Annotated in this window: 18 protein-coding genes; 11 read left to right on the top strand and 7 right to left on the bottom strand. The window is 72.5% G+C overall.

Features of this window, described 5'->3' with window-relative positions; genetic code table 11:
* Positions 1-24: 24 nt before the first annotated feature.
* Entirely contained in the window at positions 25-585 is a 561-nt protein-coding gene (locus ACIBK3_RS18235) for a VanZ family protein (protein ID WP_399366693.1), read from the bottom strand.
* 278 nt (positions 586-863) lie between these two features.
* Here ACIBK3_RS18235 and ACIBK3_RS18230 point away from each other — a divergent pair, with 278 nt between their 5' ends.
* From ACIBK3_RS18230 to ACIBK3_RS18205, 6 genes are read left to right on the top strand one after another with little or no spacing between them, the layout of a single operon-like run.
* Positions 864-1,064, top strand: a complete 201-nt coding sequence (locus ACIBK3_RS18230; RefSeq protein ID WP_399366863.1) for a hypothetical protein — start codon at positions 864-866, stop codon at positions 1,062-1,064.
* A complete protein-coding gene (locus ACIBK3_RS18225) occupies positions 1,061-1,513 on the top strand; it encodes a monovalent cation/H+ antiporter complex subunit F (protein ID WP_399366691.1) in 453 nt (150 codons plus the stop codon). The genes ACIBK3_RS18230 and ACIBK3_RS18225 overlap by 4 nt, the downstream gene beginning before the upstream one ends.
* Positions 1,506-1,766 (top strand): hydrogenase subunit MbhD domain-containing protein, encoded by a 261-nt coding sequence (locus ACIBK3_RS18220; protein WP_399366689.1) that lies wholly within the window; start codon positions 1,506-1,508, stop codon positions 1,764-1,766. The genes ACIBK3_RS18225 and ACIBK3_RS18220 overlap by 8 nt, the downstream gene beginning before the upstream one ends.
* Positions 1,763-2,533 carry a hydrogen gas-evolving membrane-bound hydrogenase subunit E gene (mbhE, locus tag ACIBK3_RS18215; protein ID WP_399366687.1) on the top strand — a complete coding sequence of 257 codons (771 nt, stop codon included), beginning with the start codon at positions 1,763-1,765 and terminating at the stop codon, positions 2,531-2,533. The genes ACIBK3_RS18220 and mbhE overlap by 4 nt, the downstream gene beginning before the upstream one ends.
* A gap of 16 nt (positions 2,534-2,549) precedes the next feature.
* Positions 2,550-2,900 (top strand): cation:proton antiporter subunit C, encoded by a 351-nt coding sequence (locus tag ACIBK3_RS18210; protein ID WP_030931374.1) that lies wholly within the window; start codon positions 2,550-2,552, stop codon positions 2,898-2,900.
* Positions 2,900-4,663, top strand: coding sequence for a complex I subunit 5 family protein (locus tag ACIBK3_RS18205; protein ID WP_399366685.1), 1,764 nt, complete (start codon positions 2,900-2,902; stop codon positions 4,661-4,663). The genes ACIBK3_RS18210 and ACIBK3_RS18205 overlap by 1 nt, the downstream gene beginning before the upstream one ends.
* Here the strand turns inward: ACIBK3_RS18205 and ACIBK3_RS18200 are convergent, their stop codons facing one another.
* Complete coding sequence (locus ACIBK3_RS18200; RefSeq protein WP_399366683.1) at positions 4,664-5,326, bottom strand: DUF4230 domain-containing protein; 663 nt, start codon at positions 5,324-5,326, stop codon at positions 4,664-4,666.
* Positions 5,327-5,469: 143 nt separating this feature from the next.
* On the opposite strand from ACIBK3_RS18200, the gene ACIBK3_RS18195 reads away from it, so the two are divergent.
* Both ACIBK3_RS18195 and ACIBK3_RS18190 read left to right on the top strand, forming a co-directional pair.
* On the top strand, positions 5,470-6,660 hold the full coding sequence (locus tag ACIBK3_RS18195; protein ID WP_399366681.1) for a cytochrome P450: 1,191 nt from the start codon (positions 5,470-5,472) through the stop codon (positions 6,658-6,660).
* 488 nt (positions 6,661-7,148) lie between these two features.
* Entirely contained in the window at positions 7,149-8,102 is a 954-nt protein-coding gene (locus tag ACIBK3_RS18190; RefSeq protein WP_399366679.1) for a ribose-phosphate diphosphokinase, read from the top strand.
* 42 nt (positions 8,103-8,144) lie between these two features.
* On the opposite strand, the gene ACIBK3_RS18185 is transcribed toward ACIBK3_RS18190, so the two are convergent.
* Both ACIBK3_RS18185 and ACIBK3_RS18180 read right to left on the bottom strand, forming a co-directional pair.
* On the bottom strand, positions 8,145-8,525 hold the full coding sequence (locus ACIBK3_RS18185; protein ID WP_399366677.1) for an anti-sigma factor antagonist: 381 nt from the start codon (positions 8,523-8,525) through the stop codon (positions 8,145-8,147).
* 135 nt (positions 8,526-8,660) lie between these two features.
* Positions 8,661-9,098 carry a MarR family winged helix-turn-helix transcriptional regulator gene (locus tag ACIBK3_RS18180; RefSeq protein WP_399366675.1) on the bottom strand — a complete coding sequence of 146 codons (438 nt, stop codon included), beginning with the start codon at positions 9,096-9,098 and terminating at the stop codon, positions 8,661-8,663.
* Positions 9,099-9,201: 103 nt separating this feature from the next.
* On the opposite strand from ACIBK3_RS18180, the gene ACIBK3_RS18175 reads away from it, so the two are divergent.
* Both ACIBK3_RS18175 and ACIBK3_RS18170 read left to right on the top strand, forming a co-directional pair.
* Positions 9,202-10,656, top strand: a complete 1,455-nt coding sequence (locus tag ACIBK3_RS18175) for an aldehyde dehydrogenase family protein (RefSeq protein WP_399366673.1) — start codon at positions 9,202-9,204, stop codon at positions 10,654-10,656.
* Positions 10,657-10,681: 25 nt separating this feature from the next.
* Positions 10,682-11,788: an NAD(P)-dependent alcohol dehydrogenase gene (locus ACIBK3_RS18170; protein WP_399366671.1), complete on the top strand. Its 1,107-nt coding sequence runs from the start codon at positions 10,682-10,684 to the stop codon at positions 11,786-11,788.
* A 42-nt stretch (positions 11,789-11,830) separates the two neighbouring features.
* On the opposite strand, the gene ACIBK3_RS18165 is transcribed toward ACIBK3_RS18170, so the two are convergent.
* Positions 11,831-12,781, bottom strand: coding sequence for an NADP-dependent oxidoreductase (locus ACIBK3_RS18165; RefSeq protein WP_399366669.1), 951 nt, complete (start codon positions 12,779-12,781; stop codon positions 11,831-11,833).
* 71 nt (positions 12,782-12,852) lie between these two features.
* Between ACIBK3_RS18165 and ACIBK3_RS18160 the strand changes: the two genes are divergently transcribed.
* Positions 12,853-13,860 carry a GlxA family transcriptional regulator gene (locus ACIBK3_RS18160; RefSeq protein WP_399366667.1) on the top strand — a complete coding sequence of 336 codons (1,008 nt, stop codon included), beginning with the start codon at positions 12,853-12,855 and terminating at the stop codon, positions 13,858-13,860.
* Positions 13,861-13,903: 43 nt separating this feature from the next.
* On the opposite strand, the gene ACIBK3_RS18155 is transcribed toward ACIBK3_RS18160, so the two are convergent.
* A complete protein-coding gene (locus tag ACIBK3_RS18155; protein WP_399366665.1) occupies positions 13,904-14,467 on the bottom strand; it encodes a TetR/AcrR family transcriptional regulator in 564 nt (187 codons plus the stop codon).
* A gap of 4 nt (positions 14,468-14,471) precedes the next feature.
* Complete coding sequence (locus ACIBK3_RS18150; RefSeq protein WP_399366663.1) at positions 14,472-14,834, bottom strand: DUF1304 domain-containing protein; 363 nt, start codon at positions 14,832-14,834, stop codon at positions 14,472-14,474.
* Positions 14,835-14,841 lie beyond the last annotated feature (7 nt).

Here is a 14,841-nt window from a genome sequence, read left to right as displayed (position 1 = left end):
AATAGTTCACCGATGTCCAGCCGCTCACACCTTCTGCTTCCGCTTCGGCTTTCGCGCGTGCACCGCCCGGCTCAGCCGCCGCCCCAGCAGGACGTAACCGATCAGCGCGCCCGCGGTGTTGAGGATGACGTCGTCGATGTCGAAGGCGCGTCCGGTGATCAGCGCGCCCTGCGCGAACTCCACCATGAGCATCACGACCGCGGTCAGCAGCAGGATGCGCAGGATCCCGCGCGTACGGGGGGCCAGCACCGGCACGAGAACGCCGAACGGGATGCCCAGCAGCAGGTTGCCACCGATCTGCTTGACGGCGTCCCGCAGCTCGGGCTGGTCCAGATAGGCCCGCAGGGATCGGCCCGGATGCAGGTTGGTGTGCGTCAGATCCACCGACGCGGGGGAGGGCTCCAGCGTCAGTCGCGCCAGGGCGACGGCGAACGCCACCATGAACACGAACGCGCACAGCATCGCCAGCAGCCGCAGGGGCCAGGGGAGCGGACGCCGTTCCCGGCTCGGCTGCTGCGGGGGGCGCTCGGTCTTGGCGGTGCGGGTGCGCAACGCTGTTCGCGCACGTGAGGCTGCCCAGGCCATGCCGTCCTCCAGTCGTGAACTTCCCCGTGTCGTAGGGCGGTTACCCGCGAACCGCCCGAGGATGTCATCTGCCCGGACGCCGGTGTCCGCCGCCCGCGGTTTCCCTTCCTGCGGTCGGGGCACCCCGGGCAGGGACAAGCGCGCGCCGCCGCACCTCGGGCCGGGAGCGGTGTTTGGATGGCGCGGAAGTGTCATGCCGGACATTTCGCCGCACCGGCGAGCGAGCAGGGCCGAAGGAGGCACGCCGCGTGAACCCGCGTACGACGTTCCTCGACCACCTGCGTACGACACTCCTCCTCGGCCCGCGTACGACGCTCCCCGTCGTGGCCGAACTCCTCGCCTGGTGGGCCGCGCTCGCGGTGCTGTGGCTGGTCTTCATCAGCACCGTGGACCCGCTGGAACTCGCCGTCGGCGCGGGTGCCGCCGCCGTCGGAGCGCTGGCGGCCCGGGCAGCGCGGCGGGCGGTGACCGGGCGGTGAACGGCTGGGAACTCGCGGCGGCTCTGACACTCGCCGGCGGCCTGGGCGCCACCCTGTGGGGCGTGGCCACCGGACCGCTGCGGCGGCGGGTGGTGGCGCAGAACCTGTCCACCGCCCTTGCCTGCCCCGCCCTGCTCCTGCTCGCGCAGGGCTACGACCGCCCGTCCTACGTCGATCTCGCCCTGGTCCTCGCGCTGCTGGGCCCGGTCGGCACCCTCGTCTTCGCCCGGCTGCTCGGCGACGAACTCGCCGAAGACCCACCGCGCGCCTGGGGAGTGACCTACGTGGCGGCAGGCGTCGGGGCGGCGGTGGTGCTGGCGCTGTGCGTGGCCACCGGGCCGAGCCGCGCACTTGTCAAGCTGCTGGCCGTCGGGGCGCTGCTGATCGGCGGGAACGTCATCGCCTCGCGTGCGCTGTCCGGCGGGTTCCGGGGGGTGCGTCGTGGCTGACGCGGTGATCGTCGTCGCGCTGCTGCTGGTCGCCGTGGCCGCGACCACCGCGGTCCTGGTCCGCGATCCCGTCCGGCAGGCCCTCGTGCTGGCCGTCCTCGGGGTCGTCCTCGCGGTCCTGTTCACCGTGCTCCAGGCACCCGACGTCGGACTGTCGCAACTGGCCGTCGGCTCCGCGATCACCCCGCTGTTGCTGCTGCTCACGGTCCGCAAGGTCCGGCGGCGCGCGCGCAAGGACGGACCCGGACGGTGAACCGGCGGATCCGGCTGTGGCTGGTGGCCGCGGGCGGCGCGGGATTGGCCGCCCTGCTCGTCGCCGCCTGCCTGGACCTGCCGCGCTTCGGCGGTGACCGGCACCCCTACGGCGACCGGGCCGTGCGCGCCGCCCTCACCCGGCACACCGCGAACACCGTCGCCTCCGTCAACTTCGACCAGCGCGCCTTCGACACCCTCGGCGAGATGACCATCCTCTTCGCGGCCGTCCTGGGCTGCGTCGTCCTGCTCCGGCAGACCCGCGACGAACACCGCGCCCGCCCCGCGCCCGAGCCGGTCGCCCGCCCCGTACGCCGCTACGCCCTGCTCGTCCTGCCCGTCGCCCTGCTCACCGGCCTCTACGTGATCGCGCACGGGCAGCTCAGCCCCGGCGGCGGCTTCCAGGGCGGCGTGGTCGCCGCGACCGCCCTCCACCTGCTCTACCTGGGCGCCGACTACCGCGCCCTGGAACGCGTCCGCCCGATCGGCCTGTACGAGGCCGGCGACGCGATCGCCGCCTCGGCCTACCTCGTCACCGGCCTCGCCGGCCTGATCGGCGGCACCGCGTTCCTCGCCAACACCCTGCTGCCGTACGGCACCTTCAACACGCTCTCCTCCGGCGGCACCGTGCCGCTGCTGAACGCCGCCATCGGCATGGAGGTCGCGTGCGCGGTCGTCGTGCTGCTCGCCCGGTTCCTCGACCAGGCCGTCGAGATCGAGGATCCCACCGGCGTCGAGACCCCGACCGACAAGGAGCGCGGGAAGTGAGCCCCCAGTGACCGCCGTGACGCACGTCCTGCCGTACCTGGTCGCCGTCTGGGTCTTCCTGATCGGCTGCTACGGCCTCGCCACCAGCCGCAACCTCATCCACGCCGTCGGCTGCCTGTCCGTCTGCCAGGCCGCCACCTACGTCCTGCTGCTGGCCGTCGGCTATCGCGACGATGCCACCGCACCCGTCTTCTCCGACATCCGGCCGGGCTCCCGGCCGGTCGTCGATCCGGTCGTGCAGGCGCTGGCGCTCACCGACGTGGTGGTCGGCGCCACCGTCACCGCCCTGCTGCTCGCCCTCGTGGTGCAGGTCGCCAAGCGGCACGGCACCCTCGACCCCGACGAACTCTCCGAGCTGCGCGGCTGATGAACGACCTGCTGCCGCTCCTGGTCGCCGTTCCACTGCTCGGTGCCGCCCTGCTGGTGGCGGGCGGCCGGTTCGTGTCCCGCCTCGTCGCCGAGTCCGTGGGCTGCCTGGTCGCCGCGGGCACCGCGGCCCTCGCGCTGGTCCTGCTCCTGGACTCCACGCCGCCCGTGCTGGAGTGGGCCGGCGGCTGGACGCCCGTGAACGGCCGCAGCGTCGGCATCGTCCTGACCGGCGACGGCCCCGGCCTCGGCATGGCCGCCCTCGCCTGTCTGCTGACGCTGGCCGCGCTCGCGTACTCGTGGCACTACTTCGACGAACCGCCGCGCGGCCACGCCGGTTCGTTCCCCGCGCTGCTGCTGCTCTTCCAGACGGGCATGTGCGGCTTCGCGATCGCGGGCGACCTGTTCAACGCGTTCGTGTGGTTCGAGCTGATGAGCGTCGTCGCGTACGCCCTCACCGGCCACCGGGTCGAGGAGGCCCGGGCCGTGCAGGGGGCGCTGACCTTCGGGGTCGTCAACTCGCTCGGCGCGTACGCGATGCTGATGGGCATCGCCCTGCTGTACGCCCGCACCGGGGAACTGGCGATGACCCAGATCGGGCGGGGCCTCGACGCGCACGGCCGGCCCGACGCGCTGGTCCTCGCCGCCTTCGTCCTCGTCCTGACCGGGCTGCTGGTCAAGGCGGCCGCCGTACCGTTCCACTTCTGGCTGCCGGACGCGCACGCCGTGGCGCCGACACCCGTGTGCATGCTGCTGTCCGGCGTGATGGTCGAACTCGGCGCCTACGGGGTGTGGCGGGTGTACGGAACGGTGTTCTCCGGACCCGGCGGGGTCCCGGCGGCGGACTTCGAGCGGGCGCTGGTGGTGCTCGGCGCGCTCACGGCGGTGGTCGGCGCGGTCATGTGCTGGTACCAGCGGCACATCAAGCGGCTGCTGGCCTACTCGACCGTCGCCCACATGGGGCTCTTCCTCATCGGCATCGGCATCCTCAAGCCCGAGGCGGACGACGGGATCGCCGTCTACCTCCTGGGCCACGCCTTCGTGAAGGCCTCCCTGTTCGCCTGCGCCGGCATCCTCCTCGACCGGTACGGCAGCGTCGACGAACACGCCCTGCACGGGAAGGCCCGTGAACTGCGCGGTGTCGCGGTGCTGTTCGCAGCCGGGGCGCTGGGCCTGGCCGGACTGCCGCCCTTCGGCACGGCGCTCGGCAAGTCCGTCACGGAGGAGGCCGTCGGCGGACCGCTCACCGTGCTCTACGTCCTGGCCTCCGCCGCCACCGCCGGCGCGGTCCTGCGGGTCGCCGCACGGGTGTTCCTCGGTCTGGGTCCCAGGCCCGAGGACGGGGACACATACGAGACGAAGGGCTCCGGTGAACGGCCCGAGACACCCCGCCGGCTCGGCCGGATCCCCGACACCATGACGGCGGTCCCCGCGGTGCTGCTCGCCGGAGCGCTCACCCTCGGACTGGCCCCCGGCTTCGCCGACGTGGCCGCGCACGCCGTGAACGAAGCCGGGTCCGGCGGAGTCCTGGTCGCCTCCGTGCACTGGACCCCGGTGGGCGTCCTGCTGGGCGTGGCCTCGACCGTGCTGGCCGCGGCCCTCGCCGCCCTGGCCGTCAGCCGGCCGGGGCTGCTCGCCGCTCCCGGGTGGGGCCGGCCGCTCCGCCGCCTGCAGTCCGGCCATGTCGGCGACTACGTGGCCTGGGTACTCGCCGGCGCCACCCTGCTCGGCGTCCTCGCCCTGCCGGGGATCCTCGGCTCCTGATCAGCTGCCGTAGCTGACCTGCACCTCCTTGAAACCGAGGGAACCCAGCAGGCCCCTCAACATGGTGGTGGTGTTGGTCTCGGCCCGCCTGGTCAGCTCGCTCTCCTTCGCGGCCTCGGTGATGTGCCGCACGGCGAGCTTCTGCACGGCCTGTTCGCTGTTGGGGTTGTCCGAGAAGAGGTCGCCGAGGCGGTCGAGGAGACCCCGCTGCTTGGAGACCGCGTAGGAGCGGTCGGCGTCGAGGGCCGCCTTGCCGAGCTGGGCGTGCGGCAGCCGCAGGGTCGCAGACGTACGGGCGTCATTGACCGTCACGTCGTTCTCGCCGACCTTGCCGAGGTCGACGTAGGCGTCGACGGAGCCCGCCCCGACGTACAGGGTGCGGGAGCCGCGGATCGCGTCGGGCAGGAACTTGGTGTCCTTCTCCAGGTCGACGACGACCTGGAAATTGCCGGAGGCGGCGTCGTAACGGCTGATGTCCTGGATGGACTGGAGCAGTGCGGGACCGGAACGGTCGTGGGTCTGGGTACCGAACAGGTCCTTGAGGCCCGGCAGCACACTCAGCCGGATCCCCGCGAAGAACACGACGAGCACCAGGACCACGGCACTCACCGCCTTCGCCCAGCCGGGCATGCGTCTGGACACGCGCCTGATGGGAGTCGTCATGGCGACGGCCCTCCTTCCTTCTGTTCGAATTCCCCCCAAAGGGCTTGGCAGACCGCTTTGTTGGCCGATTGACACCGCTGACGGGGGCACGGGGGCGCACTAGCGTGGGAAAACCCTCCCTACCGGCGCGTCTGGAGACCCGGATGAGCGCAGACAGCACCTCCCGGCCCCTTCGCCCCATGCACCGCATGACCTTCCCCGAGCCCGGCCCGCCCCGTCCCGGCACCCTGGCCACCGGCACCCCCGTCTGGCTGGTGACCCGGTACGCCGAGGTGCGGCAGGTGCTCATGGACCCCCGGTTCGACCGGAAGTCCCTGCACGCCGAGGACGCCCCGCCGCTGCTCGTCGTACCGAACCTGCTGGACGCCCCCGACGGCCTCCTCAACCAGGACGGGCCGCCGCACCAGCGGCTGCGCGGCACGGTCCAGCGGGCGTTCACCCCCCGGGCGATCGCCCGCTGGCGGCCCTGGGTGGCCTCGGTGGTGGACACCCTCCTCGACGAGTTCGCCCGGCGGCCTCAACCGGCGGACATCATCGAGGGGTTCACGCGTCCCCTGCCGGTGTCGGTGATCTCCCGGCTGATGGGTCTCGGCCACGCGGACTGGGAACGCATCCGCTTCTGGGCCGACCACGCCCTGTCCGGCGGCGCGCACACCGCCGAGGAGGTCGGCCTGGCCATGCGGGAGTTCGGTGTGTTCGCCGCCGATCTCGTCGCCGAGCGCCGCAAGGATCCGGGCGACGACCTGGTGAGCGGCCTGGTGGCGGCGGGCGACGAGCTCGGCGTCGACGAACGGCAGCTGGTGATGCTCGTCCTGGGGCTGGTCGTGGCCGGTCACGAGACCACCATGACCGCCCTCGGCAACATCGTCGTCCGCCTCCTCACCGACGGACGCGACGCCTGGCCGGCCCTCGGCGCGGACGAGGAGGCGGCGGCGAGGGCGGTCGAGCAGCTGCTGCGGACGGTTCCGCTCAGTGAGGGCAGGCTGCTGCCCGGACTGATCCGCCGGGCCACCGAGGACGTCGAGATCGGTGGGGTGACCATCCCGGCGGGCAGCGTGGTCGCCGTCCAGACCAACTCCGCCAACCGCGACCCGGACGTCTTCCCGCCCGGCCCGCCCGACCTGTTCGCACCCCTGGCCTCGCCCACCGTGGTCTTCGGCGCGGGCCCCCACCACTGTCTCGGCGCCTGGCTCGCCCGCCTGGAACTCGGCCTCGCCCTGCACCGGCTGGCCGCCCGGTTCCCCGGACTGCGCGCCGGGTTCACCCTCGACACCATCGAGTGGCGGGAGGGACAGATGACGCGCAGTCCGCGCCGGCTGCCGGTGTTCTGGTGAGCGGTGGTGTCCGCGCGGCGTCCGCCCCCCGCGTCTCGCCCGGGGCGTACGCCTGAGGTCACGGTCCTCCGAGAGCCGTGACCACGACGCTCCTTCCCCCTGGGGTGGCCTGGGCAGCCGTACCTCGATCTCACCCACCCGCCGGGCAGGAAGCTCCTCGGCGATCAGCCACGCCGTCGTCCCGCCCGAGGAACCCCGCGAACGCGGCTTCCAGGAGGCCGGTTGCCGCGTGGCCGCGGCTGCGGCCGCGGGACCGGGCGGTGGGCGCCGCGCGGGACCGGGGCGGTGGGCGCCGGCGGGATCAGCCGGGCCATGCTCTCGACCGGCCCGGCGACGCCCTGGCCGGGCCGATCCGCCGTGCACGGGGTGGAAGGAGCCGTCGGTGGCGTGCGCGGCGAGGGCTCGCCCGCGTGGACGGTCCGCGACCGGTGTTCGCGAGGCCCGTAGCATGAGCCGGGCAGTCGAAATGATCATGCGAGGAGCAGAGCGTGCGAGACATCGCCGTGTTCAGCGGGAGTGCCCACCCTGAGCTCGCCCAGGAGGTCTGCGCGCATCTCGGTGTGCCGCTCAGCCCCACCCGGGTCAGCCGGTTCGCCAACGACTGCCTGGAGGTACAGCTCCAGGCCAACTGCCGGGAGCGCGATGTCTTCCTGATCCAGCCGCTGGTCAGGCCGGTCCAGGAGCACCTGGTGGAGCTGCTGCTGATGTGCGACGCGGCCCGGGGGGCCTCGGCCGGGCGGATCAGCGTGGTCATGCCGCACTACTCCTACGCCCGCTCCGACAAGAAGGACCAGCCCCGTATCTCGCTGGGCGGACGGCTGGTCGCCGACCTGATGGTGGCAGCGGGCGCCAGCCGGGTGCTGGCCATGACGCTGCACTCGCCCCAGGTCCACGGCTTCTTCTCGGTCCCGGTCGATCACCTGCACGCGCTGCGTGAGCTCGCCGCGCACTTCCGGCAGTACGACCTCACCCGGACCACCGTCGTCTCGCCGGACCTCGGCAACGCCAAGGAGGCCGCCGCGTTCGCCCGGATGATCGGCGCCCAGGTTGCCGCGGGCGCCAAGCAGCGGTTCGCGGACGACCGGGTCAGCATCAACGCCGTCATCGGCGAGGTCGCCGGCCGGGACGTGATCGTGCTGGACGACGAGATCGCCAAGGGCAGCACGGTCCTGGAACTCCTCGAGCGGCTGCGGGAGTTGGGGCCGCGCTCGATCCGGGTCGCCTGTACGCACGGCCTGTTCGCGGACGGGGCGCTGAAGCGGATCGGGGAGCAGCCGGACGTCCTGGAGATCGTGTGCACCAACACGGTGCCGGTCCCGGAGCAGGAGCGCACCGACAAGCTGCGCATCCTCACCGTCGCCCCGGCGCTCGCGGAGGCGGTACGCCGTATCCACAACGGCGAGTCGGTCAGCTCCCTGTTCGACGCACCGCGCACGGAATAGCCGGGGCCGCCACGGCGAGCCCCCCGGCCCGGTCGACCGGGGTCACACCGAGCCGGACGCGGCCTCGGGCTGCTCCAGCGCCGCGTCCAGCGTCGGCATCGGCGGCAGCAGCCGGGACAGCCCGGTCACCCGCAGCACGCGCAGGGTGAGGGGGTGCGTGCAGACCAGGAGCAGGCGTCCGCCGTTGTCGAGCATCCGGCTGCGGGCGCGGTAGAGCAGGCGCAGTCCGGAGCAGTCGAAGAACTCCACGCCGCTGAGGTCGATCACCAGCCGGGCCTCGGGCCGCCCGGTCACCCGGTCCAGGTACGGGATGATCTCCATGGCCGCGGCGATGTCGATCTCCCCGTGGAACTCCAGCACCGTGTGCCCCCGGTCCTGGTGGACGCGCACATGCCGGGCGGGCGGTGCGGGGTCCTGCTCCACGACGACATCGCCTCCAACCGGTTCCTCAGCGACGGGGCGTGCACGCAAATCCGTTCCCCGCACTGCAAGTTACCCTCGATGGAGTGCATTTGAGCATGTTCGATTGACATATGTCTTCGAATTGCAACGGCCGCCTTACGACAGGGCGTGCCAGGACTTGGAAAGCGCCTGGCGGAACTGCTGCGTCTGGTGCGGTGTGAGGTCTCGCACCATCCGCTCCTCCAGCTCCCGTACGAGCCCCTCGTAGCGGGCGAGCAGCGCGCGGCCCGCGTCGGTCAGCAGGATCAGCAGCTCGCGCCGGTTGCGGGCATTGCGTTCGCGGCGCACCAGCCCCCGGTTCTCCAGTGACCGCACCACGTCGGCGATCGACTGGGCGGTGACGAACGAGTCCCGGGCCAGCTGGGCGGCCGACAGTCCGTCGTGCCGTTCCAGGACGGTGAGCGCCGTGTACTGCAGCGCGGTGATCCCGGACGGCCTGACCAGCTCGTCCAGGTGGGATCGCACGACGAGCTCCACTTGTTTCACCATGTAGAGAAGCGACGGGGGCGCCTTGGTCACCTGGGTGTCGAGCATGAGTTCACACTAGAGCATTGACAGGAAACCTGTCTGTAAAGAGACTGCGAACCAACAGGAATCCTGTTGATTGAAATCTTGGCAATGAAGCTGAGGAGTGGTGATGACCACCTTCGAGATCGAACCCGGCCGGCTGTTCATCGCAGGACAGTGGCGCGAGGCCGCCGACGGCGCGCGCACCGAGGTGGTCGACCCGTCCCGGGGCGCGGTCGTCACCACCGTCGCGGAGGCGGGCGCCGCCGACGTGGACGCGGCGGTACGGGCCGCCCGTGAGGCCTTCGACGGGGGCGCCTGGTCCGGGCTGAGCGGCCGCGAGCGGGGCCGGATCCTGCACCGGATCGCCGAGCTGATCCGCGAGAACGCCGACGAACTCGCCCAGCTGGAGAGCCTGGACGTCGGCAAGCCCATCTCGCTGTGCCACGCCGTCGACATCACGAACGCGGCCAACGACTACGAGCACTTCGCCGCCCTCGCCCACTCCCTGCACGGCTCGAACCGCGACACCCCCATGAACGCGCTCGCCTACACCAGGCGCGAGCCGCTCGGCGTGGTCGCCGCGATCACGCCCTTCAACTTCCCGCTGATCCTGGCCGGGTCCAAGATCGCCCCGGCGCTGGCGGCCGGCAACACGGTCGTACACAAGCCCGCCGACGAGACCCCGCTCAGCGCCCTCTACATGGCCCGCCTCTTCCAGCAGGCGGGGGTCCCGGACGGCGTGGTCAACGTCGTCACCGGCTCCGGTCCGGTGGCCGGGGAGGCACTGCTGCGGCACAGCGGCGTCGACAAGATCGCCTTCACCGGCTCCACCGCCGTCGGCCGGCACGCCGCGAGCGTCGCCGGCGAGTCCCTCAAGCCCGTCACCATGGAGCTCGGCGGCAACGCGGCCCACGTGGTCTTCGAGGACGCCGACCTGGAGAAGGCGGTCGGCGCGGTCATCAAGGGCTTCGTCTTCAACACCGGCCAGTTCTGCATGGGCGGCCCCCGGCTGCTGGTGGCCCGCTCGGTGTACAGCACCCTGCTCGGCATCCTCGCCGACGCCGTGCCCGGCGTCCCGGTCGGCGACCCCCGGCAGCCCGAGACGGTCGTCGGTCCGATGGCGGGGGAGAAGCACCTGAAGAAGGTCGAGGAGTACGTCGCCCTGGCCCGCAAGGAGGGCGGCCGCGTCGTCTGCGGCGGTGAACGTCTCGACCTGGACGGCGGCTACTACTACCAGCCCACCGTCATCGCCGACCTGCCGAACGACTCCCGGGTCGTCCAGGAGGAGATCTTCGGCCCGGTCCTCACCGTGCAGCCCTTCGACTCCGAGGACGAGGCCGTCGCCCTCGCCAACTCGACGCCGTACGGCCTGGCCTCGGGCGTGCAGACCACCAACCTCGCCCGCGCCCACCGGGTCGCCGAGCGGCTCCAGGCCGGCATCGTCTGGATCAACGACTGGGCGATGCTCGACCCCGCGGTGCCCTTCGGCGGGGTCAAGGACTCCGGCTTCGGCCGCGAGTACGGGCCCGAGGCGTTCGCCGCCTACACCAAGGTCAAGTCCGTCGTCGTCTCGCTCGGCTGAGCGCGCCCTCCAAGGAGTACCTGCGATGTCCCTCACCACCCGCGCCGCCGTCGTCGAGTCCGGCGGAGCTCCCTTCACCCTCAGCGATGTCGAGCTCGACGAACCCGGCCCGCGCGAGGCGGTCGTCCGTATGGTCGCCACCGGCCTGTGCCACACCGACCTCGGCGTGGCGGGCGGCGGACTGCCCTTCCCGCTGCCCGGAGTCCTCGGGCATGAGGGCGCGGGCGTCGTCGAGGCCGTCGGGTCCGCCGTCACCGGCGTCGCCCCCGGCGACCATGTCGTGCTGTCCTTCACCTCGTGCGGCGACTGCCGCAACTGCCGGGGCGGCCACCCTGCCTACTGCGCCGGCTGGCTGCCGCTGAACCTCATCGGCGGCCGCCGCGCCGACGGCACCAGCACCATCAGCCGCGACGGCGAGCCGCTCGGCGGCCACTTCTTCGGCCAGTCCTCGTTCGCGGAGCGGGCGCTGGTCGACGAGCGCAGCCTCGTCAAGGTGGACCCCGAGGTCCCCCTGGAGTCGATCGCCCCGCTGGGCTGCGGTGTGCAGACCGGTGTCGGCGCCGTGTGGAACGTACTGAAGCCGGTCACCGGCAGCACGGTCGTCGTCCTCGGCGCCGGAGCCGTCGGCCTGTCGGCGGTCATGGCCGCCGCCCTGACCCCGGCCGTCAACATCGTCGCCGTGGACCGGGTCGGCGAACGCCTGTCGCTGGCCAAGGAGTTGGGCGCCACGCACACCGTCCACGCGGGCGAGGCCGACCTCGGCGAGGCGCTCGCGGAGATCACCGGCGGCCAGGGCGCGGACGGCATCGTGGAGACCACGGGCAACGTCGCCGTCCTGCGCCAGGGCGTCGACGCGCTCGCCGCCCGCGGCACCCTCGTCATCGTCGGCGCCCCGGCCTTCGGCACCGAGGTCGCCCTGGACGTCAACGGGATGCTCGGCGGCAAGCAGGTCGTCGGTCTCACCCTCGGCGACGCCGAGACGCAGACCTTCATCCCCGCCCTGGTCCGGCTGGTGAAGGAGGGGCGGCTCCCGCTGCACCGCCTGATCAGCACCTATCCGTTCGCGGACATCGACCAGGCGGTGCGGGACATGGGCGCGGGCAAGGCGATCAAGCCGGTGCTCACGTTCTGACCCGGGCGCCCTTCAGACCCGGGCCCCTTCCGACCCCTTGGGTCACTCGACCGTGAGGACCAGCTTCCCCGTGGTCCGGCCGGTGTCGCCGAGCGCGTGCGCCTCGGCGGCATCGGCCAGCGGGAAGGTGTCCGCGATGGTGGCCCGCAGCTTCCCCTGCTCGACGAGGTCCGCGATCGCCCTCATACCGGCCCGGTCGGCGTCCACGAGCATCCGCAGGGCCCGTACGCCCAGCCGCTCGGCCTCCTCGTACAACTCGTCCGACCCGATCGGCAGGATCGAGACGACGATCCCGCCCGGCCGCAGTACGCGCAACGAGCGCACGGAGGTCTCGCCGCCGAGCGTGTCCAGCACGACGTCGACGTCCTTGACAGCTTCGGCGAAGTCCGTTTCCCGGTAGTCGATCGCCTCGTCCACGCCGATCTCGCGCAGGAAGTCGTGCTTGCCCGCGCTCGCCGTGCCGATCACGTACGCGCCGCGCGCCTTGGCGATCTGCACGGCGACGTGCCCGACCCCGCCGGCCGCCGCGTGGATCAGCACCCGCTGACCGGGCTGGAGGTCCGCGTTCTCCACCAGGGCCTGCCACGCGGTCAGGGACACCAGCGGCAGCGCGCCCGCCTGCGTGTGGTCGATCAGGGACGGCTTGTGGGTGAGGGCGCGGACGGGGGCGATGACGTACTCGGCGTGCGATCCGTGGCCGTACGGGTACGGCAGCATGCCGAAGACCTCGTCGCCCGGCTTGAAGGTGGCCACCCCGATGCCGACCGCCTCGACCACGCCGGAGACGTCCCAGCCGAGCACGAAGGGCGGCCGGCCGAGGAAGCCGCCCGTCGCCCGGTGCTTCCAGTCGGTGGGGTTGAGTCCGGCGGCGCGGACCCGGACCAGCACCTGGTTGGGGCCCGGCTCGGGGCGCTCCACCCGTACTTCCTTCAGGACCTCGGGACCGCCGAGGACGTCCTGGCTGATGGCTCGCATCGTGTTCACAGTGCTCATGGTGAACCAGCCTGCCCGGGATCGCCCGCCCGGGAAATGGCATGATTGCCAACCTTCGATAAGATCGTGCCATGCGTGATGTGGAGCAGGGAGTGGAGCGGGCCGTGGGCCGGACCGTGGGTCCGGCCGAGGGGCGGGTCGAGCGGGTCGTGGTGCTGGCCCTGGACGGGGTGTACCCGTTCGAGCTGGGGATCCCCAGCCGGATCTTCGGCGCTGCCGACGGGCGGTACGAGGTGCTGACCTGCACCGCCGACGGCCGACCGGTGCGCACCAATGCCGACTTCACGATCGCCGTGGAGCACGGCCCCGACATCCTCGCCACCGCCGACACCGTGGTGGTCGCCTCCATGGACCCCTCGCACATCACCGCCGAGCTGCCCGCCGAGGTCGCCGCCGCGCTGGCACGGATCCGCCCCGACGCGCGGATCGTGTCCATCTGCACGGGCGCCTTCGTCCTCGCCGCCGCCGGCCTCCTCGACGGCCGCAGGGCCACCACGCACTGGCAACTGGTCGACAGGTTCCGGCGGATGTACCCGACCGTCGATCTCGACCCGGACGTCCTCTTCGTCGACGACGGCCGGATCCTCACCTCGGCCGGAGCCGCCTCCGGCGTCGACGTCTGCCTGCACATCGTCCGCGCGGACCACGGCAGCGAGCTGGCCAACAAGGTCGCCCGGCGCTGTGTGGTCCCGCCGTTCCGGGACGGCGGCCAGGCCCAGTACATCGAGCAGCCGGTCCCGCCGAGCGAGGCCGTCGGCACCGCCGCCACCCGGGCCTGGGCCCTGGGGCGCCTCCACGAACCCCTGACCCTGGGCGACCTGGCGGCCCATGCCCGGATGAGCCTGCGCACCTTCGCCCGCCGCTTCAACGACGAGGTCGGCATGAGCCCCGGCCGCTGGCTGATCCAGCAGCGCGTCGCCCGGGCCCGTCATCTGCTGGAGGCCAGCGACCTGTCGGTGGACCAGATCGCCGGACAGGTCGGCTTCGCCACCGGCGCCTCCCTGCGCCAGCACCTGCACGCGGCGATCGGTGTCTCGCCGCAGGCCTACCGGCGGACGTTCCAGGCGGCGGCGCGCTGAGCACCGTACGACGGTGCCGAAACCGGCACGTGGCAGCCACCGTTCACCTGCTGGTGTGCAGGGCGACCAGTAACTGCCAGACCTGGTCGGCGATGCCGGGGGCGTCGGCTTCGAGGAGGCCGTGCAGCCAGTCGGCCAGCACTCCGGCGAAGGTGGCGGCGACGGCGGAGGCGACCAGGGGCGCGTCCGCCGCCCCGGCGAGTTCGCGTTCGCGCAGGCTGTAGGCCCGCAGGTCCCGGTGCAGAACCCGGCCGAGCGGGCCGCCGCCGCCCGGCGCGAGCAGGGCCCGGTACAGCGAGGCATGCGGGGCGAGCGAGGCGAAGAACTCCGCCAGCGCGGGCGGCGCGTGCAGCGGGTCGGGCCGTCCGCGCCAGGCGTGCAGCGCCTCCACGGCCTCCCGTACGACGTCCGCGCAGGCGTCGACCGCCAGCGCCTCCAGGTCGGCGTAGTGCACGTAGAACGTGGCCCGCCCGACTCCGGCGCGGCGCACCAGCGCGGCCACGCCGACCTCCGCCAGGGGCCGCTCGGCGCACTCGTCGAGCAGGGCCCGGCGCAGCCGCTCCCTGGTGCGCGCGGCACGCGGGTCCTCGGGTCCGCCGCGGCTCACCGGCTCACCCCGCGATCAGCACGGCGCCCAGGGCGAGGGCGCCCGGCAGGGCCTGCGCGAACAGGATCCGGCGGTTGGCGGTGACGGCCCCGTACACACCCGCGACCACGACACAGCACAGGAAGAACACCTGTGCGCGGAACCCGGTCGGATCGGCGGCGATCAGGCCCCAGACCAGTCCGGCCGCGAGGAAGCCGTTGTACAGCCCCTGGTTGGCGGCCATCGGGGCGGTCGCCCGGGCCATCTCGGGGCCGAAGCCGTGCAGTCCTCTGCCCGGCTTCTTCTGCCACAGGAACATCTCCAACACCAGGATGTAGGCGTGCAGGGCGGCCACCAGCCCCACGAGTACATTCGCGACGATCTCCACGCGGGGG

Origin of the sequence: Streptomyces sp. NPDC050287 (assembly GCF_044459385.1) — a bacterium.
Taxonomy (GTDB): Bacteria; Actinomycetota; Actinomycetes; order Streptomycetales; family Streptomycetaceae; genus Streptomyces.
The sequence above is the reverse complement of the archived record's forward strand: the minus strand, read 5'-3'. Positions and strand labels throughout refer to the sequence as shown.